This is a genomic window from Aurantibacter sp. UH7 (assembly GCF_056839165.1).
On the sequence record NZ_CM166388.1, the window covers coordinates 88073 to 108895 of the forward strand.

Below are 20823 nucleotides of genomic sequence, written 5' to 3' on the forward strand. Positions count from 1 at the left end.
ACTAAAATCTATAAGTAAAACATGATATCCGTCCTAGCGCTAAGTCTCAACTGATATAGAAAGAAACTCAAATCTAACAATACCATCTAAATCAATTTCCTTTAATTCTATTTGATGTAAGGTATTCACCAATTCAGGATTCCAAGGTGTTTTCACTTTTACATAATTCTCTGTAAACCCATAAATATAACCTTCCTTGTTTTCGCCTTCAAAAAGTACAGTTCTCTTAGTTCCCAATTGACTTTCGTAAAAAGCGCGTCTTTTTTTAACCGATAAGCCACGCAACATCTTACTACGCTTACTTCGTACATTTTTAGGCACTACATCATCCATATCGGCTGCGAGCGTATTATCTCTCTCAGAATAGGTAAAAACATGCAAATAAGAAATATTAAGGTCATTAAGAAAATGATAGGTTTCTAAAAATCGTTCTTCGGTTTCGCCAGGAAATCCAACAATAACATCTACTCCAATACAAGCGTGGGGCATCGTCTGCTTTATACGACTAACGCGATCAATGTACAAAGCACTCATATAGCGCCGTTTCATTAGCTTTAGAATAGTATCGCTACCACTTTGTAAAGGAATATGAAAATGAGGCACAAAAGAATTACTTTGCGCCACAAAATCGATGGTTTCATTTTTTAAAAGATTGGGCTCAATGGAAGAAATACGTAACCTTTGTATTCCATCAACAACATCTAATGCTTGCACTAACTCAAAAAATGTATGTTCATGCTTTTTGTTACCAAACTCACCTTTACCGTAATCACCAATATTTACACCTGTTAGAACAATCTCTTTAATACCTTTAGCAGAAATTTCAGCTGCATTTTTTAAAACATTCTGTAGTGTATCACTTCGCGAAATCCCTCTAGCTAAGGGTATTGTACAATAGGTACATTTATAATCACAACCATCTTGAACCTTTAAAAAGGCACGCGTGCGATCTCCTATAGCATAACTACCAACATAAAAATCGGCTTCTTCAATTTCACAGGAATGCACTTGACCTTTATCATTTTTAGATAAATCATTTACGTAATCGGCAATTTTAAATTTTTCACTAGCACCAAGCACCAAATCAACGCCATCAACAGCAGCCAAAGATTCTGGTTTTAATTGCGCATAACAACCTATAGCAGCAACAAAAGCTTCAGGATTTACCTTTTGCGCTTGTTTTACGATGGTTTTAAAGCGTTTATCAGCATTTTCTGTAACTGAACATGTATTTATTACATACATATCCGCTTTATCACTAAAATCAACACGTTCGTAACCATCATCCTGAAAACCCCTAGCAATCGTAGAGGTTTCAGAGAAGTTAAGTTTACAACCTAATGTGTAAAATGCGACTTTCTTTTTCACAAAGTTTATTATTGATTATTAATGTTGATAATTCCGCCACTTTTTGGTGAGTTCAAAGACATGTTCTAAAATTCGAGCTTCTTGATCATCGAACTCCTCACCTCTTCTAGACATCATTACTTTGGCTGCCTCGAAAGCCTTTTGTGGCAAATAGGCAGAAAACCCTGATGCCCCACCCCAACTAAAACTCGGGATAAAATTCCTAGGAAAACCCGGCACATAAATATTTACGTTTACACCAACAACGGTACCTGTATTTAGCATTGTATTAATTGCAGTTTTACTATGATCACCCATCATAAGTCCACAAAACTGCAAACCAGTATGTTCAAACTTCTCTGTAGCATAATTCCATAATCGTACTTGCGCATAATTATTTTTCAAGTTGGAGTTATTACTATCTGCACCTATATTACACCACTCCCCCAACACCGCATTCCCTAAATATCCTTCATGACCTTTACTCGAATACCCAAAAATAACAGCGTTACTTACTTCTCCCGCTACTTTTGAATAGGGACCAACAGTTGTAGCGCCATACATTTTACCACCCATTTTCACGGTAGCGTTATTACACAATGCAAATGAACCACGTATCATTGCGCCTTCCCAAACCTCAGCATTTTTACCAATGTATATAGGGCCATCAGTAGCATTTAAAATACAAAACTCAACACTGGCACCTTCTTCTAAAAAGATATTATCTGGATTAATTAATTTATTGGTATCAGAAATAGGTTGACTTTTTCTATCTGCTGTAATCAGATCAAAATCAGCTTGTAAAGCTTCACCATTTTTTGAGAAAATATCCCAGGTATGTTCTATACGAAGCACATCACCTTCAAATTCCAGCTGCTCATACGTTGTAAAATCAACCTCATCTTGGGTATCGGTAGTAAAAAAAGCAACCACCTCTTCCCCATAAAAAATAGCCTGGTTTTCTTGTAAGTCCTCTATATTTTCCACTAAAGCCTTATTGGGTAAAAAAGAAGAATTTAGCAACACATTCTCTGACATTTCAACCATGGGGTACTTTTCAGAGAGGTATTCTTCAGTAATAGTGGTGGTGGTATTACCAAGATATTTTTCCCATTTCTCACGAATAGTCAATATTCCAATACGGATATCGGCAACTGGTCTGGTATAGGTGAAAGGGAGTAAATTGTCTCGAACGGTACCATCGAAGAGAATGTAGTTCATGGTTAGCAATTTTCAACAAAAATATACAAAAAACGCCCCCGATAAATCGGAGGCGTCGCTATAATTTGAAAAAATAAAATTAATTTATTCTTTATCAGCGTCAGTTTTTGGAGCTTCTTTTGCAGCTGCCACTGGTGCTTTCTTAAATTTGTTGTATTTGTTTTTGAATTTATCAATTCTACCAGCGGTATCCACCAATTTGGCTTTACCAGTGTAAAATGGATGTGAAGTTCTTGAAATTTCCAATTTCACTAATGGGTATTCAACGCCATCAACTTCTAATGTTTCTTTAGTATCTGCAGTAGATTTAGTTAAAAACACATCTTCGTTTGACATGTCTTTAAATGCTACTACTCTATAACTTTCTGGGTGTATATCTTTTTTCATTCTTTTAAAATTTTACGCACCCATTCCGACAGGCACTCATTTTAAGGCTGCAAATTTACTGATTTTTTACGATTTCGCAATTATTTTATCCAAAAAAACTAATCAGCCAATAGCTTTAAAAATAATGTATCTTTAAATGTAACATTTTAACCAAACGTATTACTAACCAAACAAACCTAAAAACTATATTAAAATGAACGACAATCAACCAAATATCGGAAAATTTTCTTGGACGTACGGCCTACTATTGGGGGCTGCGAGTGTAATCTTTGGTGTTATATTGTACTCCATGGAAATGCATTATGAACAAGGCTGGGCAGTACGTGTCGTTGGAGTAGTTTTAATGGTCGCTACAATTGTTTTAGCTGTAACTCAATTTAAAAAAGCCAATTTAGGATTTCTCAAGGTTGTTGATGCAGTAAAATTAGGCGCCGGAATTGGGGTTGTTTCTGCTATTCTAAGTTTAATTTGGTATGCCCTATTAACAAATGTAATAGAGCCAGGTTTTATGGATAAAGCAATGGAAATAGCCAAAGTACAAGCAATGTCCCAGAACCCACAAATGACAGATGAACAATGGCAACAAGGTGTGGAAATTCAAAAGAGTTTTGCATGGCTAGCATACCCTATAGGTATTGTTGTAAATGTTATTTTCGGGCTAATAATTGGAGCTATTGTTGGAGCAATCATGAAAAAAACTAACCCAAATAATTAATATTCGTACTTTTGAAATGCTTTTCAAAGGTATCAAATGAATTTATCGATAGTAATTCCCTTACTAAACGAAGAGGAATCTCTCAAAGAACTACATGATTGGATCGTTCGCGTAATGCAGTCCAATCATTTTTTATATGAAATTTTATTCATAGATGATGGCAGTACAGATAATTCTTGGAATATAATTAAAGAACTTTCTGAGCAAGATTCTAATGTAAAGGGAATACGTTTTTTACGCAATTTTGGCAAATCACAGGCGTTACATGCTGGTTTTGCGGCAGCTAAGGGTGATGTAATTATTACCATGGATGCAGATCTACAGGATAATCCTGAAGAAATTCCAGAATTATATACCATGATTGAAACTGATGGTTACGACCTGGTGTCTGGCTGGAAAAAAAAGCGATACGATTCAGTGATAGCTAAAAACCTACCATCAAAATTATTTAATTGGGCAGCTGGTAAAACATCTGGTGTAAAGCTACATGATTTTAATTGCGGTTTAAAAGCATACAAAAATGCAGTTGTTAAGAATATAGAGGTTTCAGGTGAGATGCACCGATACATTCCTGTTTTAGCAAAAAACGCTGGTTACTCAAATATTGGAGAAAAGGTGGTGCAACACCAAGCTAGAAAATATGGCAATACAAAATTTGGTATGAGTAGATTTATAAACGGTTTTCTCGATTTAATAACAATTTGGTTCGTATCAAAATTTGGTAAGCGACCAATGCACCTTTTCGGAGCAATTGGCGTTATAATGTTCTTAATAGGCTTTGGCTTTGCAGCATATTTAGGAATTGATAAAGTTTTTATCAATAAAACAGGACGATTAATAACCGATAGACCACAGTTTTACATCTCATTAACTGCCATGCTTATGGGCTCGCAATTATTCCTTGCAGGCTTTATTGGTGAAATTATTATTCGCTCTCGTAAAAACGAGTCGCGTTATAACATTTCTGAAAAGTTGAATCAAAGCACTGAAAAAGAAGAGTAATCTTCGTATTTTTAAAATTATAGAATTTAGCAAATAACTATGGAAGACTTTATTACTACTGCCAAAAGCTGGCTAACCGATTTTTTTGATACAGATGTTAAAGCTGAAGTACAAAACCTTATTGATACTGATACCGATGAACTAAAAGACCGTTTTCATAAGAATATGGAATTCGGAACGGGTGGTATGCGTGGATTAATGGGCGTTGGCACCAATCGCATTAACAAATATACCTTAGGAAAAAGCACACAAGGTCTTAGCAATTATTTAAAAAAGTCTTACCCTAACGTGGACCTACAAGTAGTAATAGCTTATGATTGTAGACATAATAGCAACACTTTAGCAAGAACTGTTGCTGAAGTATTTTCAGCTAACGGCATTAAAGTTTTTCTTTTCTCTGAATTACGAACTACTCCAGAATTATCATTCGCAGTACGTCATTTAAAATGTCATGCGGGTATTGTATTAACTGCTTCTCACAATCCACCAGAGTATAACGGATATAAGGTATATTGGACCGATGGTGGCCAAATAGTACCACCACAAGATGGTGCCATTATTTCAGAAATAAATGGATTGAATTTTGAAGATATAAATTTCAATGGTGATGATAGCCTAATTGAATTAATAGATAAAGAGGTTGATGAAGCATTTATGGAAGCCTCTGTAGCCAATGTAAATTTCAATGCTTCTGGTAAAGATGATTTTAAAATAGTCTTTACATCTTTACATGGTACATCTATTACTGCCATTCCAGAAGTATTAAAACGCGCAGGATACAAAAACGTAACTGTAATTGAGGAGCAAGCAAAACCAGATGGTAACTTCCCGACAGTTAAATCTCCAAACCCCGAAGAACCAGAAGCGCTTTCTATGGCAGTAGCTAAAGCTGAAGAAATTGGTGCTGATATGGTCGTAGGTACGGACCCTGATAGTGACCGCTTAGGTATTGCAGTTAGAAATCTAGAAGGGAAAATGGAAATCGTAAATGGCAATCAAGCCATGATTTTAATGACAAAATTCCTTTTAGAGAAGCAAAAACAAAAAGGTTTTAAAGGAAACGAATTTGTTGCAACTACAATTGTTTCTACTCCAATGATGGAAGCCATGGCAAAAGCATACGGAGTAGAGTTTAAAACTGCGTTAACTGGGTTTAAATGGATTGGAAAAATGATAAAAGACTTCCCAGAATCTAATTTTTTAGGTGGTGGAGAAGAGAGTTTCGGATATATGGTTGGCGATTTTGTGCGTGACAAAGATGCGGTTACCTCTACCCTACTAGCCTGTGAAATAGCTGCTCAAGCAAAAGCGAATGGCAGTTCTTTTTATAAAGATTTAATTGACTGTTATGTGGATTATGGCTACTACAAAGAGCATCTAGTATCATTAACTAGAAAAGGAATTACAGGAGCTGAAGAAATAAAGCAAATGTTAATCGATTTTAAAGAAAATCCGGTTGAATCTGTAGCAGGTTCTAAAGTAAAGTGGATTCAAGATTACAACACATCAATTGCTACAAATATCATAACTGGAGAAGAAAAAGCAATTGAAATTCCAAAATCTAACGTATTAATTTACGAAACTGAAGATGGCACGCGTGTGGCTGCAAGGCCAAGTGGAACGGAACCAAAAGTGAAATTCTATATCAGCACCAACACTGTTTTAGATAAAGCTGAAAATTTCAAAGAAGTTACAGCAGCTATTAATGGAAAAATTGAACGTATTCTGAGCGAACTTAACCTCGGTTAATGGACTATTTTAAAAAGATTCTTCGCTTTGCGAAACCTTATAGCTCTTACGGCTATCTTAATATTTTCTTTAATGTTTTGTATGCATTGTTTAGTGCGCTGTCTTTTGCTGCATTAATACCAATGCTAGATGTGCTTTTTACTCCTGAAAAAAAGGTGTTTGCAAGGCCTATTTATCAAGGAATGTCTCATATAAAAGACTTTCTACAAGAATATATTAATTATCGCGTTACCGCGTATTCTGGTGATGATGACATGAAAGGTTTAGTTCTAGTAATTGGTCTTGTTCTAGTTTTATTCCTGCTTAAGAATCTCTTTAATTATTTGGCGATGTACTTTATAACCTTTTTGCGAAATGGGGTTTTAAAGGACGTTAGAAATAAAATGTTTCAGAAAATTACGGAATTGCCAATTTCTTATTATTCAGAAAAAAAGAAGGGTGATGTAATTGCTCGAATCACTTCAGATGTTTTAGAAATTCAACATTCTTTCTTATCAATTTTAGAATTAATAGTACGCGAACCATTAACCATATTGTTTACTATTATAATCATGTTTGGAATTAGTGCCAAATTGACTTTATTCGTTTTTATTTTTATTCCTGTTGCGGGGGCTATAATATCTCGAATTGGAAAATCGTTAAAAAAGCAATCGGATAATGTTCAAAAAGAGCAAGGGCAATTTTTATCTATAGTCGAAGAAACCCTTGCAGGTTTGCGTGTTGTTAAAGCTTTTAATTCTGAATCGCGTTTTTATAGAACTTTTTCAAATTCAACACAACGGTTTTTCGATTTTAGTAATAAGCTATTAAATCGTCAAAATTTAGCATCGCCTACGGGTGAATTCTTAGGTATTTTAGTAATTGGTGTTTTATTATGGTTTGGCGGCAAAATGGTATTAGTCGATAAAACCTTAGATGCCTCCTCTTTCATAGCATATATGGGCTTAGCGTATAACATACTAACTCCTGCAAAGTCAATAAGCAAAGCATCCTACGGCGTAAAAAGAGGAAATGCCGCTGCAGAACGTGTTTTGGAAATCTTAGAAACAGAAAATCCAATTAGTGATAAACCTGATGCAATTGAAAAGTCTGATTTTAAATCTGGTATTGAAATAAAAAATATTTCCTTTAAATATGAAGATGAATATGTTTTAAAACAATTCAACTTAAAGGTTCCAAAAGGAGAAACTGTTGCTCTTGTAGGTCAGTCTGGTAGCGGCAAGAGTACCATTGCCAACCTTGTTACACGATTTTACGATGTAAATGAAGGCGAAATAAGCATAGACGGTATCGACATTAAAGATATGACGAAGAAGTCTTTAAGAGGTCTTTTAGGTCTTGTAACACAAGATTCTATTCTTTTTAATGATACAGTTGCCAAGAATATATCGCTAGGCAATGAGAACGCTACTATCGAAGAAATTACTGAAGCAGCAAAAATTGCCAATGCACATGAATTTATTTCCGAACTCCCAGAAGGTTATAATACAAATATTGGTGATAGCGGCAACAAATTAAGTGGTGGTCAAAAACAGCGCTTATCTATTGCTCGTGCGGTTTTAAAGAATCCACCAATCATGATTTTAGATGAAGCTACTTCAGCTTTGGATACTGAAAGTGAGCGTCTGGTACAAGATGCATTAGAAAAAATGATGCGTAATAGAACTTCGATAGTAATCGCCCATCGCCTGTCTACCATACAAAAAGCGAACATCATTGTTGTATTACAAAAAGGTGAAATTGTAGAACAAGGTTCACATGAAGAACTTTTATCAAAAAATGGGACTTACAAGAAGCTTGTAGAAATGCAATCTTTATAAAAAAAGAAATTTAAAATACAATTTTACTAGCTTTCACACACAAATATTTTTCTTTGACAACATAAATATGTTTTTGAACGATTATTCCTACACATTTGTAAGGTAATCAATTTCAAAAAAACATGTTGAAGAAAAAAAAGTACTTATATATAGGCCTTTTCATTTCGTTCGTAATAACTAATATTACTTATGCACAAGACTGGGCACCTATAGGTCCAATAGATGCTAATCATCCCTTCCCTTTTAAAGACGGTAGTGTATATTTCACTACTGCTTTAGACAACAATGGATTACAGTATACAGCTTATCCAAATTTTAATGATGACGAGGCAACCATTGTGATTAAAACCTTTAATCCTGCAAATGGTTTATGGGAGAAAATTGCTATTAACCCTTACACCGAAAATAAAGGGAGGGACTATGTTATTCAATTTGATTCGAATAATGTCATGTATATCGGTCTAATCGGTGAAGTTAATGGTAATTATGAACGTGCTTTAGTTCTAAAGAAAAACGGCAACAATTTAGAACTTGTAGGTCAGGCCGACATTACTAGTAAAAAAGTTAGTAAACTACGTTTCAGAATTTCTGATGATGATACTTTAATGTTGGCAACTGCCAGCATGAACTTTGTCTGGAACAACCAAAGCCAAAATTCAGGTGTTCTAAATATGTATTCCTTCGACGGCACCAGTTGGAATCAAGAGGGGCAAGAAATTAATATAGGCTATACCAACAACTATTTTCTTGATTTAGAATTCAATTCAAGTAATGAAGCCATACTAGGGCATACATTAAGTACAGGTAATACAACCTATTTTAAGAAACTTACAGGTAATTCATGGGTCGACCATAGAACTACTTCGCTACTTACATCACCAGGTGATTTTATCTTAACTGGTAGCAATGAAGACATCATAGTAACTGCATATTCCAATTTTCAGGCAGAAGTTTGGTTAGATGACGGAGCGTTTACCAAGGTAGGCACGGTGTCCTCTACTGTTCGATCCTACATTAATGAAATAGAAAATGATGAAAATGGTGATGTTGTTATCATGGGGTCTTCAAGTGACACTAATGATAGTGATAAACTTGGTTTTATTAAAAAATTAGATGCTAATACATCAACATGGAACTTAATAGGTAACTCTATCGCAATAGTTAATTCATTTAGTTACACAGACCTTATGTTTGATGAGCAAAATATTCCAATCATAAGCTATTACAATAGTAATATAGGAATTTCAAGAAAATTAAATAATAGCAACAACTCATGGGACTATTTAGGTACACCTGGAATTTTAGAAATGGAAGCTTTTGGTGTAGCTCTGGACGCAAGTTATGATAGTGAAGAAAACCTCTATGTACTCCAAACCGAATATGATAATGGTGCTTTCTTAAATAAATTTAATCCCACCACTAATTCTTGGGAGAATGAAACAACATTCTTAGAAAACATAGATATAGATGATGCAAAATTGATTATCAATAAAGAAAACTCAAATATATTTGTCGCATTAAGTTGGCGCGACCCTATTACTTACGATGATAAAATTACTGTATTCAAAAATGAGAACAGCAACTGGACTGAAGTAGGTAATAATGCCGTCTTAGAATTGGAAGCAGATGAGCCAGATGAAATTCAATTTATAGTTGATGGTTCTGATAATCCTCTAATAGCTTATTGGGATGATGACGATGAAGAATATATAAAAGTCAGAAAACTAATTAATGGCACATGGGAAACCATAGGTGATTTTAGATTTTTAGACGAAAGTGACGACCCTTTAGAAATTGAAGAGGAGTATAGTTTGGCTTTGAACAGCTCAGGTGTTCCTTTTATGTTGCTAATGCATGACGACTATGATAAAGTTAAACTCTTTAAATATGATATCGGAACAACTTGGACCGAAATAGATGTTACCGGTCTACCAGATTCAGATGAAATTTTTAGTTTAAATATTGCGGAAGACGATACCATATATATAAGCTATGAAGATAACGACACCCGCGAACCTTTAGTTATAACTTATACGGAAACAACACAGCAGTTTATAACGCTTAGTCAAGATATTACCCAATATGAGTTTTGGGGCAATCCGCAAGTAAGTTTAGGAGCCGATGCTATTCCTATTGTTGGTTTTAGAGAAGATTTGAATGACGGTACTCGTGCCAAATTCAAATTAAAAAGATATAATGCCGACAATGACACTTGGGAAACTTTAAATACAGATGCTTTAGCCAATACCTATTGGGATGAGTACAAAGTAGTGATAAGCCCAACCAATGAAATAGGTTTTGTTTTTGACCATGGCTTTGTATATGCCAAAGGTTTTCAAGCACCGTTTACCCCAGCCGATGAAGATGAAGACGGCGTGCGTGATTCTGAAGATACCTGCCCCAACACACCAACAGGGGAAGAGGTTGACGAAAACGGCTGTTCTGACTCGCAGAAAGATACTGATGAAGACGGTGTGAATGACGCTTTGGATAATTGTGTGGATACAGCCAATGCCGAACAGTTGGATACCGACAATGATGGAGTAGGAAATATTTGTGATGACGATGACGATGGTGACGGTATGTCAGATGTGGAAGATGATTTTCCGTTAGATGAAACAGAAGATACAGATACCGATGAAGATGGTACTGGTAACAATGCCGATACTGATGATGATGATGATGGGACTTCAGACGAGAATGACGCCTTTCCATTGGACGAAACCGAAGATACCGATACTGATGATGATGGTACTGGTGATAATGCCGATACCGACGACGACGACGATGGTTTTACAGATACAGAAGAAGAAACAGCAAATACAGATCCGTTGGATGCGAATAGTTTCCCTGAAGATGAAGAGGTGCCAACTGCAGCAATTAAACCTACCCTTGTACCAGCACAGGCTTTTACTCCAAATGGTGATGGCAACAACGATCAATGGGTAATACCGGGTATCGAAAACTACCCCAATAATTCAGTAAGAGTCTATAACCGATGGGGCAATGAGGTATTCTCTACGAAATCATACCAAAACACTTGGGAAGGTTTTTATAAAGCGAATAGCGAAAAATTACCCGCAGGTCAATACATGTATATCATTGAATTAGGTGACAACTCAGAACCTATTCAAGGATGGATTTTCTTAAACTACTAATAAACCAAACAAGTATCGTAATGAATAAATTAATATTTATGTTCACGGTAATAGCATGCTTAACGGCTCAAAATACTATTGCCCAACAAGACTCGCATCGCACTTTTTATAATTATCAAATGAATTTAATTAACCCTGCATATGCAGGTGCAGAAGATCATGTTGATATAACACTAGGCGTTCGAAGTCAATGGGCAGGTGTTCAAGGCGCTCCCGAAAGTCAAAATATAATCGCTTCATCTCCTTTAGGAAAAAACTTAGGTTTTGGCGTTTCAATTCAAAACGATAAGACGTTCATTGAAAAACAAACATCCGTAGCCATAGATTTGGGTTATAAAGTTACCTTGAATGAAAACTACAACCTCTTTTTGGGGCTTAAAGCAAGTGGTAATACCTACAATATTAACACTGATGGTTTAATAACATACGGTGTTGGTCAAGACGCCACTTTAATGGATTTCAATAGTAAGTTTACTCCCAATGTTGGTGCTGGGGCATATTTAAAGCACGATAAGTATTTTATCTCATTATCAGCTCCTAGGTTATTATCAAATGAAAGACTAGAAGAAGAAAACGGCGTAGCAACTTTGAGTTCAGGAAAGCAACATTTCTACGCCTCCGCTGGGTATAAATTCATGCTTAGTTCAAGTATCAATCTGGAGCTAAGCTCACTATATCGTTATGTTGGTGCAGCACCTTCTTCTTTAGATATTACCGGTGTTTTTGACTTTAGTAAACGTTTTAACTTAGGAGTTTCTTATCGATTTGACGCAGCAATTGCTGGTATGCTCATGTTCAATGTAAGCGATTCATTTAAATTAGGATACGCCTATGAAACCGCAACCAATAATCAAATCAATGGTTTAGATAATGCATCTCATGAATTGATTTTGAAATTACAACTGTAAATAGTCATCATTTAGCAATTACTATAATCCCCTCAATAAAAAAGCACTTGCCATATTTATAAAGGGAATTAACAAAATACCATTAAATTATACATACATTAAACCTTTTACTACAATTGCAGTCTAAGAATTAAACACAAGAATTAAATATTGGTTGCAGAGGAAAACTTAGTAGATCAATTAAGGCAGGCGGATACGCAAGCTAAGGCTTTTGAGGTGCTTATAGATACTTATAAAGAACGTTTGTATTGGCATATTCGTAGAATTGTGTTAGACCATGATGATACTGATGATGTATTGCAAAATACTTTTATAAAGGTATTTAAGAATATAGAAGGTTTTAAAGGAGATAGCCAATTGTATTCGTGGATGTATCGCATAGCCACCAATGAGTCCTTGAGTTTTATGAAAACAAAAGCAAGGAAGTTGGGCGTAAACAATGAAAAACTTCATGATCATATGGCGCAGAACCTACAAGCCGATGTTTATTTTGAAGGAAGTGAAATTCAACTCAAATTACAGCAAGCAATCGCTACGTTACCAGAAAAGCAAAAGTTAGTGTTTAATATGAAGTATTTTGATGAGATGAAATACGAAGAAATATCAAAGATTTTGGATACTTCTGTAGGCGGATTAAAAGCTTCATACCATTTAGCAGTGAAAAAGTTAGAAAAATATTTAAAAGAAGATTAAACCTTTTAACAATTTGATAGTCAAAGAATAAGATGAAAGCATCAAATAAAAATAACGGATTTAAAACCCCAGAAGGTTACTTCGAAGGTCTAACAGGTAAGTTGCTCAACAAAATATCTAGAGAACAATCTGTTTTACCAAAGGATGATGGTTTTATTGCTCCTGAAGGTTATTTTGATTCAATCCAAGAGAATATCTTACACAAACTTGAAAAGGAAGAAACCAAGGTTATACAATTAAATCCTTATCGAAAATATTATTTCGCAGCAGCAGCTGTAGCAGCGGCGGTTTTTTTGTTTTTCGGAATTAATTTAAATACAAAAAGTAATCCAACTTTTGAAGGATTAGCTGCTACAGACATAGAAAGTTACTTTGAAAGTAATGACATGGAGTTATCTTCATATGAACTTGCCGAAGTAATGTCATTTGATGAGTTAGATATTAATGATATACTAGATAACCAACTTAATGATGACCATATCATCGATTATCTTGATGATAATATTGATTATTTAGAAGAATTAAATTTTGAAACAGATGAATAGCTTAAAAAACTTAACCGTAATATTATTTCTGTTTATCACGACTGCTTTTTATTCGCAAAAAAAAGATTGGGATAAAATAAAATCGCTTAAAGTTGCCTATTTCACAGAGCAATTAGAACTAACAACTAGTGAAGCTGAGGCTTTTTGGCCTGTGTATAATGCTTATGAAAAAGAAAGATACTTACTCCGAAAAAATGGTTTTGATAAGTTGAGAAATAAAATGAAAGAGGCTGACGCATACACCGAAAAAGAAGCCAGTAATCTTTTGGAAGATTATCTTAATTATGAAGAAGAAGAGGAAGAATTGGACAAAAATTTCTATGCTAAAATCAGTAAAAAAATTACAGCGAAAAAGACTTTAAAATTGATTCGAGCTGAGGAAGATTTTAGACGGAAATTAATTCGTGAATACAGAAAGAAACATTCAGGCAGCAAACAACACCCTTAAAAAGGTGTTTTTTTGTCAATTATCTAAAAACCAATTTAGATATACGATTTTTACCTGCGGCATAAGCCACAGAGTCGTTTTGAAATCTAATGGTATAAAACGATTCGTTGGAAATTTTCTGCCAGGTCTCTCCCCGATCATGTGAATAAGAAATACCATTAAAGCCTAAGGCAACAATTTCATTGGCATTAGAATTTGGCACAAACTGAACACAACTTTTGTAATTCGGTTCTTGGCCTTCAGCAATTAAATTCCAGGTTTTACCACCATCAATTGTCAATGCCTTATTCTGTTGATTCAATTCAGGATTGGTATAGTCACCACCAATAGCGATACCTATTTTATTGTTATAAAAATCTATTGAGTAAATACCCTGTGTAGACTCATCCTTTACAATAGAGGTATCTTGAATTTCCCATGTTTTTCCTTTATCCGGAGAATAATAAATCCTACTACTTGTTGTAGCAATCCAAGTATTATCACCTTTGACCTCAATGTTAGTATTACTAGCAGCAAAGGCCCCTTCACCCGTGATTCCAGCGGGCAACTCGTCACAAGACAATTTTCTCCAATGGTGACCACCATCTCTAGTTATTAATACCGACAAGCATCCATCCATAGAATCGCCAACTGCAATACCTTCTCTATTATTCCAAAAGGTCATCGCATCATAAAAAACGTTTGGATCGCTCTCATCATAAACCAAATCCATTACATCGTCTTCTCCTGTTTTATAAAGTAATGCAGGACTTGCCACAGAAAGCATAAAAAAATCAGTAGCATTATGAGCAACAGCTCTGTATTCTGGAAGTGTTGAATTAATACCTTGAACATTAGCGTGTACTTTTCCACTCGTCAAAGAAATTGTACCAAATACGCCCTTATTAGCTGCAAAAACCAAATTATTACCCATTAAATCAATTGCCCGAATACTCAGCGAATCTTCAAATAAGTTTTCAACAGAGACTGAAGAATATGGAGTTTTCTGTACTTTTTCTGTACAAGAAAGCAAACAAAATATAATTAAGACAATATAAAAGGGCTTCATAAAGTAAAGTTTATCAAAAATAAAAGGAATAGGCATGAATACAATACCTTTGCAAACTTAATTCACAAGAATGAAACTGCACAGAAATTTGGTTTTTGCCGTAATCGACGCTTTGAATTTAACATTCAATGAGGGAGAATATGCCGATAAAGTCATTCAGAAAGTACTTAAAATTGATAAACGTTGGGGATCTAGAGATCGCGGATTTATTGCGGAAACCACTTACGAAATGGTACGCTATAAGCGATTGTATGCCGAAATTGCCGAAGTAAAAGCACCATATAATCGTCAAGATTTGTTTAGAATGTGGGCCGTATGGGCAGTTTTAAAAGGAATAAAATTGCCAGACTGGAAACAAATTGAACCTACACCAGAACGTCGAATTAAAGGTAAATTTGATGAATTATCAAAAATCAGAAAGTTCAGAGAAGCAGTACCAGATTGGATTGATGAAATTTGTGTTAAGGCACTTGGTGAAAAATTATGGACCGCCGAAATAGCTGCATTAAACAAAAAAGCGGAAGTAATACTTCGAACCAACACTTTAAAAATAACCAAAGAAAATCTAAGAAAAGCACTTTTAGATGAAGGTATAGTAATAGAACCAATTAAGGGTTATGCATCAGCATTGCGGTTACCAGAACGCGCCAATGTATTTGTTACTGACTCTTTTAAAAAGGGATATTTTGAGGTACAAGATGCTTCTTCGCAATTAGTTGCAGAATTTCTTGACGTTAAACCAGGACAGCGCGTTGTAGATACTTGTGCAGGTGCAGGCGGCAAGTCTTTACATTTGGCTGCTTTAATGGAAAATAAAGGACAATTAATTGCCATGGATATTTATGGCAGTAAATTAAAAGAGCTTAAGCGTAGAGCACGTAGGAATGGCGCACATAATATTGAACCTCGAGAAATTGATTCTACGAAGGTTTTTAAAAAATTATATGGTAGTGCAGATCGTGTTTTAATCGATGCACCTTGTACTGGTTTGGGAGTTATTAGACGAAACCCAGACACCAAATGGAAAATGCAACCAGAATTTTTAGATAAAATTATAAAGGTACAGCACGACATTATTCGTAGTTATAGTAAAATAGTTAAGCCAGGTGGAAAAATGGTATATGCTACATGTTCTATACTGCCACAAGAAAACAACGATCAGGTAATTTCTTTCTTAGCTTCTGAAGAAGGCAGTGATTTCACTTTAGTAAAAGAAAAGAAGATATACGCTTCTAAAGACGGGTTTGACGGATTTTATATGGCATTACTAGAAAAGGCGAATAAATAGATTATTCGCCTTTTCTTTATATGAAATATTTTTCCTTTTTTATCCAAAAAGTGACTGCTGAGCAGAGTCGGCAGGTGTACTAACTTTTGGTTTTGCCTTAGCCTTTGGTTTAGCTTTGGCAACAGGCTTTTTAAGTTCTTCAACCGCCACAGGTGCTTCTATAATAGGCTCTTCTATTTCAACACCTCCATTTTGTTGTTTTTGCCCCCATCTGTTCATTGCTTGTACTAGCGGTAAAAGTGATTGGCCTTTAGATGTTAATTCGTATTCTACTCTAGGCGGAATTTCAGAATAAACTTTACGAACTAATAATTCGTCGCGTTCAAGTTCTTTTAACTGTTTACTCAGCATCTGTCGATTAATACCTTCAACATTCTTAATTAGAATACCAAATCGGTTCAATCCTTTTGAAATTCGATCCAATAAAATTGGCTTCCATTTACCACCAATATATTGCATACAATAGGTTATACTACAAGCATCTGAATTTAACGATACTCTTTTCGAGTTATTTTTAGTAATTGCCATATCATTTATTTTAGGGAGGAACAAATTAACATACTTTATTCGAATATCATACTCTTTTATTGGATTTTATAATGGTTTAAAAAACATACTAATCTTAAAACGCTAATTGTCAATAGGATTGACCAAATATTTTTTTAAACATAAAAGTTAATCATCATTAACAATTACTGTTTACAAGTGTTTTAAAAATGCGCAATAGATATCGAGTAAAATCTTAAATTTGTGCTTTCTTAAACCTAACAATTCACGCTGTTCATGATTCACTTTTTCGGGGATGTAAGTACCAAGGTTTTTGCAGTTGAAACTGCTCAAGAACTTTCACAAGGAGATACAGACAAATTAAATTGGTTGTTCGGCAATCAACCAAAAATAAACGCGGCGTCAATAGACGCCTTTTTTGTTGGTCCAAGAGCGGCTATGATTACGCCTTGGAGTACCAATGCCACTGAAATAACTCAAAACATGGGAGTTTCAGGAATTATCAGAATTGAAAAATTTAAGAGCGTCAACGGCGATTTTACAGATTTCGACCCAATGCTATATCAAAAATTCTCTGGTTTACATCAGGAAATATTCAAAATTGAAGTAACCCCAGAAGCAGTAAAAGATATTAATGACATTGCAGAATATAATCAACAAGAAGGTTTAGCCTTAAGCGATGAAGAAGTTAGTTATTTAGAAAAGTTAGCAAAGAAAATTGAACGTCCATTAACTGATTCTGAAGTCTTCGGATTTAGCCAGGTAAACTCCGAACATTGTCGTCATAAAATTTTTAATGGCACATTTATTATCGATGGAAAAGAAATGCCAAGTTCTTTATTCAAATTAATAAAGAAGACTTCACAAGAACACCCCAACGATATAGTTTCGGCCTATAAGGATAATGTTGCTTTTGTAAAAGGTCCGAAAGTTTTACAATTCGCACCAAAAACTGCCGACAAACCAGATTTTTACGAAGAGAAAGAATTTGAATCGGTAATATCGCTAAAAGCAGAAACACATAATTTCCCTACAACAGTAGAACCATTTAATGGTGCTGCAACAGGTTCGGGTGGCGAAATAAGAGATCGTTTAGCTGGTGGAAAAGGTTCGTTACCCTTGGCAGGTACTGCGGTGTACATGACAGCTTATTCTCGTCTTGAAGAAAATAGAAAATGGGAAAATACTATGCCAGCGCGGCCTTGGCTGTATCAAACCCCAATGGATATTTTAATAAAAGCATCTAATGGAGCTTCTGACTTCGGTAATAAATTTGGTCAACCTTTAATCTCGGGATCTGTATTAACTTTTGAACATCAAGAGGATGCTATTTCAGAAACTAAAAAAGGAAGAAGATTAGGATTCGATAAAGTTATAATGCAGGCCGGTGGAATCGGTTATGGTAAATCGGAACAAGCATTAAAAGACACGCCAAATAAAGGTGATAAAATAGTAATTTTAGGAGGCGACAACTACCGAATAGGCATGGGTGGAGCGGCCGTTTCTAGTGCGGACACTGGCGCATTTAGCTCTTCAATAGAGTTAAATGCTATCCAAAGATCTAACCCCGAAATGCAAAAAAGAGCAGCCAACGCCATTCGCGGGATGGTAGAGAACGATGTAAATACGATAGTCTCAATTCATGACCATGGTGCAGGCGGACACCTCAACTGTCTATCCGAATTAGTTGAAGATACTGGTGGTAAAATTGATTTAGACAAATTACCTATTGGCGACCCAACACTCTCAGCAAAAGAAATTATTGGCAATGAATCACAAGAACGTATGGGTCTTGTAATTGGCAAAAACGATATCGATTTATTAACTCGTATTGCTGAACGTGAGCGTTCACCAATGTATGAAGTCGGAGATGTAACAAATGACGACCGTTTTACTTTTGAATCGAAAACCACCGGAGAAAAACCGATGGACGTACATTTAAGTGACATATTTGGAAGCTCACCAAAAACAGTATTAACAGATACAACAGTAACGCGAACATATAATAATGCTGATTACTCTCTTGAATATTTTCATGACTATTTAGATCAAGTATTACAACTAGAAGCTGTTGGTTGTAAAGATTGGCTAACGAATAAAGTCGATCGTTGTGTGGGTGGCCGCGTTGCAAAACAACAATGCGCAGGTCCATTACAACTACCTCTAAATAATGTGGGCGTTATGGCCTTAGATTTTAAAGGGAAAGAAGGCATTGCAACAAGTATTGGGCATTCTCCTATTTCTGCGCTTATAGATCCCGCTGCAGGAAGTAAGAATAGTATAGCAGAAGCTTTAACCAACATTATTTGGGCGCCATTGAATGAAGGTTTAAAATCAATATCATTATCTGCAAACTGGATGTGGCCTTGTAAAAATGAGGGTGAAGATGCTAGGCTCTACAAAGCGGTGGAAGCAGTTTCTGAGTTTTCTATTGCGCTTGGCATTAATGTGCCGACTGGTAAAGATTCGCTTTCCATGAAACAGAAATATAAAGATGGTGACGTAATAGCACCAGGTACTGTGGTGATTTCTGCTGCTGGGCATTGCGATGATATTACTAATGTGATTGAGCCTGTTTTGCAAAAAGATGGCGGTTCAATCTATTATATTAATCTATCAAAAGACAGTTACAAATTAGGTGGTTCTTCTTTTGGACAAGTATTAAATGCTATTGGAACAGAAGCCCCTACTATAAAAGATGACGCATATTTTAAAACCGTTTTTAATACGATTCAAACCCTTATTAAAAAAGGGCAAATAATTGCTGGTCATGATGTTGCTTCAGGTGGTTTAATTACCACGTTGTTAGAATTATGTTTTGCAGATGTTGATTTAGGAGCCAATTTAAACCTTTCAAACTTGGGTGAATCGGATACCATTAAATTACTCTTTTCTGAAAACTCAGGTATTGTTTTTCAGGCAAAAGATGCTTCAATTGAAACCGATTTAACAACTGCACATATTGATTTCAAAAAGATTGGTGAAGTAATTTCTGAGCCCCAACTGACAATTAAGAATAGCGGTATGGAAATGGGACTTAATGTGACATCATTACGAGATACCTGGTTCAAAACATCGTATTTATTAGATGGAAAGCAAACTGCGAATAACTTAGCTACTGCTCGATTTGAAAATTATAAGGTACAGCCGTTGAACTATGTTTTCCCTAAAAACTTTACAGGTAAAATTTCATCGAGAGGGCAAAATAAACCCAAAGCAGCCATCTTAAGAGAGAAAGGAAGTAATTCTGAACGTGAAATGGCAAATGCTATGTATTTGGCTGGTTTCGATGTTAAAGATGTACATATGACCGATATAATTTCGGGACGAGAAACTTTAGAAGACATTCAGTTTTTAGGCGCTGTTGGTGGTTTTTCCAATTCTGATGTCCTAGGTAGTGCAAAAGGATGGGCTGGTGCTATTAAATACAATGAAAAAGCAAATACAGTAATTAAGAACTTCTTTGCAAGACCAGATACATTATCGATAGGTATTTGCAATGGATGTCAGTTATTTATGGAGTTAGACCTCATTAATCCGGAACATGAAACACACGGAAAGATGACCTACAACGATTCACATAAACATGAAAGTAATTTTACATCTGTAAAGATTCAAAAGAATAATTCAGTAATGCTTTCTTCTTTAGAAGGGGCAACTCTAGGTGTTTGGATTTCTCATGGAGAAGGCAAATTTAAATTTTCGCACACAGAAGACAACTACGACATTGTGGCTAAATATGGTTACGAAGGTTATCCTGCAAATCCGAATGGAAGCGATTTCAACACTGCTATGCTTTGTGATGCTACAGGAAGACATTTAGTTACCATGCCACATATAGAACGCTCTACTTTCCCATGGAATTGGGCCCACTACCCTACTAATAGTACTGATGAAGTATCACCTTGGTTAGATGCTTTTTTGAACGCAAGATTGTGGATTGAAAAAAATAGCTAGCACTTGGTTTTGGGTGTTAGCATCTTCTTT

At 35.4% G+C, this 20823-nt stretch carries 16 protein-coding genes; 11 read left to right on the top strand and 5 right to left on the bottom strand.

The annotated features are described in order from the left end of the window. Positions 1–39: 39 nt before the first annotated feature. The 3 genes from mtaB to UH7x_RS00455 all read right to left on the bottom strand — a co-directional run bounded on the left by mtaB (position 40) and on the right by UH7x_RS00455 (position 2955). Entirely contained in the window at positions 40–1368 is a 1329-nt protein-coding gene (gene mtaB, locus UH7x_RS00445; RefSeq protein WP_482361752.1) for a tRNA (N(6)-L-threonylcarbamoyladenosine(37)-C(2))-methylthiotransferase MtaB, read from the bottom strand. 18 nt (positions 1369–1386) lie between these two features. Beyond that, complete coding sequence (locus UH7x_RS00450) at positions 1387–2568, bottom strand: GlmU family protein (protein WP_482361753.1); 1182 nt, start codon at positions 2566–2568, stop codon at positions 1387–1389. Positions 2569–2652: 84 nt separating this feature from the next. Then, positions 2653–2955, bottom strand: coding sequence for a type B 50S ribosomal protein L31 (locus UH7x_RS00455; RefSeq protein WP_482361754.1), 303 nt, complete (start codon positions 2953–2955; stop codon positions 2653–2655). 193 nt (positions 2956–3148) lie between these two features. On the opposite strand from UH7x_RS00455, the gene UH7x_RS00460 reads away from it, so the two are divergent. The 9 genes from UH7x_RS00460 (at position 3149) to UH7x_RS00500 (ending at position 13993) form a co-directional block, all read left to right on the top strand. Next, positions 3149–3670 carry a DUF4199 domain-containing protein gene (locus UH7x_RS00460; RefSeq protein WP_482361755.1) on the top strand — a complete coding sequence of 174 codons (522 nt, stop codon included), beginning with the start codon at positions 3149–3151 and terminating at the stop codon, positions 3668–3670. Positions 3671–3706: 36 nt separating this feature from the next. Next, the gene (locus UH7x_RS00465) at positions 3707–4672 is read left to right on the top strand and encodes a glycosyltransferase family 2 protein (RefSeq protein WP_482361756.1); all 966 of its coding nucleotides are present in this window, start codon (positions 3707–3709) and stop codon (positions 4670–4672) included. 39 nt (positions 4673–4711) lie between these two features. Continuing rightward, entirely contained in the window at positions 4712–6421 is a 1710-nt protein-coding gene (locus tag UH7x_RS00470; RefSeq protein ID WP_482361757.1) for a phospho-sugar mutase, read from the top strand. Next, the gene (locus UH7x_RS00475) at positions 6421–8241 is read left to right on the top strand and encodes an ABC transporter ATP-binding protein (protein WP_482361758.1); all 1821 of its coding nucleotides are present in this window, start codon (positions 6421–6423) and stop codon (positions 8239–8241) included. The genes UH7x_RS00470 and UH7x_RS00475 overlap by 1 nt, the downstream gene beginning before the upstream one ends. 122 nt (positions 8242–8363) lie before the next feature. Then, complete coding sequence (locus tag UH7x_RS00480) at positions 8364–11399, top strand: T9SS type B sorting domain-containing protein (protein WP_482361759.1); 3036 nt, start codon at positions 8364–8366, stop codon at positions 11397–11399. A gap of 20 nt (positions 11400–11419) precedes the next feature. Beyond that, positions 11420–12307 (top strand): PorP/SprF family type IX secretion system membrane protein, encoded by an 888-nt coding sequence (locus tag UH7x_RS00485; protein WP_482361760.1) that lies wholly within the window; start codon positions 11420–11422, stop codon positions 12305–12307. A 150-nt stretch (positions 12308–12457) separates the two neighbouring features. Continuing rightward, positions 12458–13000 carry an RNA polymerase sigma factor gene (locus UH7x_RS00490; RefSeq protein WP_482361761.1) on the top strand — a complete coding sequence of 181 codons (543 nt, stop codon included), beginning with the start codon at positions 12458–12460 and terminating at the stop codon, positions 12998–13000. 32 nt (positions 13001–13032) lie between these two features. Continuing rightward, the gene (locus UH7x_RS00495; RefSeq protein ID WP_482361762.1) at positions 13033–13545 is read left to right on the top strand and encodes a hypothetical protein; all 513 of its coding nucleotides are present in this window, start codon (positions 13033–13035) and stop codon (positions 13543–13545) included. Further along, positions 13538–13993 carry a hypothetical protein gene (locus UH7x_RS00500; protein WP_482361763.1) on the top strand — a complete coding sequence of 152 codons (456 nt, stop codon included), beginning with the start codon at positions 13538–13540 and terminating at the stop codon, positions 13991–13993. The genes UH7x_RS00495 and UH7x_RS00500 overlap by 8 nt, the downstream gene beginning before the upstream one ends. A gap of 19 nt (positions 13994–14012) precedes the next feature. Here UH7x_RS00500 and UH7x_RS00505 read toward each other — a convergent pair whose 3' ends face one another. Then, on the bottom strand, positions 14013–15041 hold the full coding sequence (locus UH7x_RS00505; RefSeq protein WP_482361764.1) for a WD40/YVTN/BNR-like repeat-containing protein: 1029 nt from the start codon (positions 15039–15041) through the stop codon (positions 14013–14015). 70 nt (positions 15042–15111) lie between these two features. On the opposite strand from UH7x_RS00505, the gene UH7x_RS00510 reads away from it, so the two are divergent. After that, positions 15112–16329 (top strand): RsmB/NOP family class I SAM-dependent RNA methyltransferase, encoded by a 1218-nt coding sequence (locus UH7x_RS00510; RefSeq protein WP_482361765.1) that lies wholly within the window; start codon positions 15112–15114, stop codon positions 16327–16329. Between the two features lie 39 nt (positions 16330–16368). On the opposite strand, the gene UH7x_RS00515 is transcribed toward UH7x_RS00510, so the two are convergent. Beyond that, the gene (locus tag UH7x_RS00515; protein ID WP_482361766.1) at positions 16369–16857 is read right to left on the bottom strand and encodes a winged helix-turn-helix transcriptional regulator; all 489 of its coding nucleotides are present in this window, start codon (positions 16855–16857) and stop codon (positions 16369–16371) included. Between the two features lie 255 nt (positions 16858–17112). Here UH7x_RS00515 and purL point away from each other — a divergent pair, with 255 nt between their 5' ends. Continuing rightward, the gene (purL, locus tag UH7x_RS00520; RefSeq protein ID WP_482361767.1) at positions 17113–20793 is read left to right on the top strand and encodes a phosphoribosylformylglycinamidine synthase; all 3681 of its coding nucleotides are present in this window, start codon (positions 17113–17115) and stop codon (positions 20791–20793) included. Positions 20794–20823 lie beyond the last annotated feature (30 nt).

Bases quoted from the DNA above. Each gene is read 5' to 3' on its own strand.
- UH7x_RS00450 (WP_482361753.1), bottom strand. From the start codon at position 2,568: ATGAACTACATTCTCTTCGATGGTACCGTTCGAGACAATTTACTCCCT.
- UH7x_RS00455 (WP_482361754.1), bottom strand. From the start codon at position 2,955: ATGAAAAAAGATATACACCCAGAAAGTTATAGAGTAGTAGCATTTAAA.
- UH7x_RS00460 (WP_482361755.1), top strand. From the start codon at position 3,149: ATGAACGACAATCAACCAAATATCGGAAAATTTTCTTGGACGTACGGC.
- UH7x_RS00465 (WP_482361756.1), top strand. From the start codon at position 3,707: ATGAATTTATCGATAGTAATTCCCTTACTAAACGAAGAGGAATCTCTC.
- UH7x_RS00470 (WP_482361757.1), top strand. From the start codon at position 4,712: ATGGAAGACTTTATTACTACTGCCAAAAGCTGGCTAACCGATTTTTTT.
- UH7x_RS00475 (WP_482361758.1), top strand. From the start codon at position 6,421: ATGGACTATTTTAAAAAGATTCTTCGCTTTGCGAAACCTTATAGCTCT.
- UH7x_RS00480 (WP_482361759.1), top strand. From the start codon at position 8,364: ATGTTGAAGAAAAAAAAGTACTTATATATAGGCCTTTTCATTTCGTTC.
- UH7x_RS00485 (WP_482361760.1), top strand. From the start codon at position 11,420: ATGAATAAATTAATATTTATGTTCACGGTAATAGCATGCTTAACGGCT.
- UH7x_RS00495 (WP_482361762.1), top strand. From the start codon at position 13,033: ATGAAAGCATCAAATAAAAATAACGGATTTAAAACCCCAGAAGGTTAC.
- UH7x_RS00500 (WP_482361763.1), top strand. From the start codon at position 13,538: ATGAATAGCTTAAAAAACTTAACCGTAATATTATTTCTGTTTATCACG.
- UH7x_RS00505 (WP_482361764.1), bottom strand. From the start codon at position 15,041: ATGAAGCCCTTTTATATTGTCTTAATTATATTTTGTTTGCTTTCTTGT.
- UH7x_RS00510 (WP_482361765.1), top strand. From the start codon at position 15,112: ATGAAACTGCACAGAAATTTGGTTTTTGCCGTAATCGACGCTTTGAAT.
- UH7x_RS00515 (WP_482361766.1), bottom strand. From the start codon at position 16,857: ATGGCAATTACTAAAAATAACTCGAAAAGAGTATCGTTAAATTCAGAT.
- purL (WP_482361767.1), top strand. From the start codon at position 17,113: ATGATTCACTTTTTCGGGGATGTAAGTACCAAGGTTTTTGCAGTTGAA.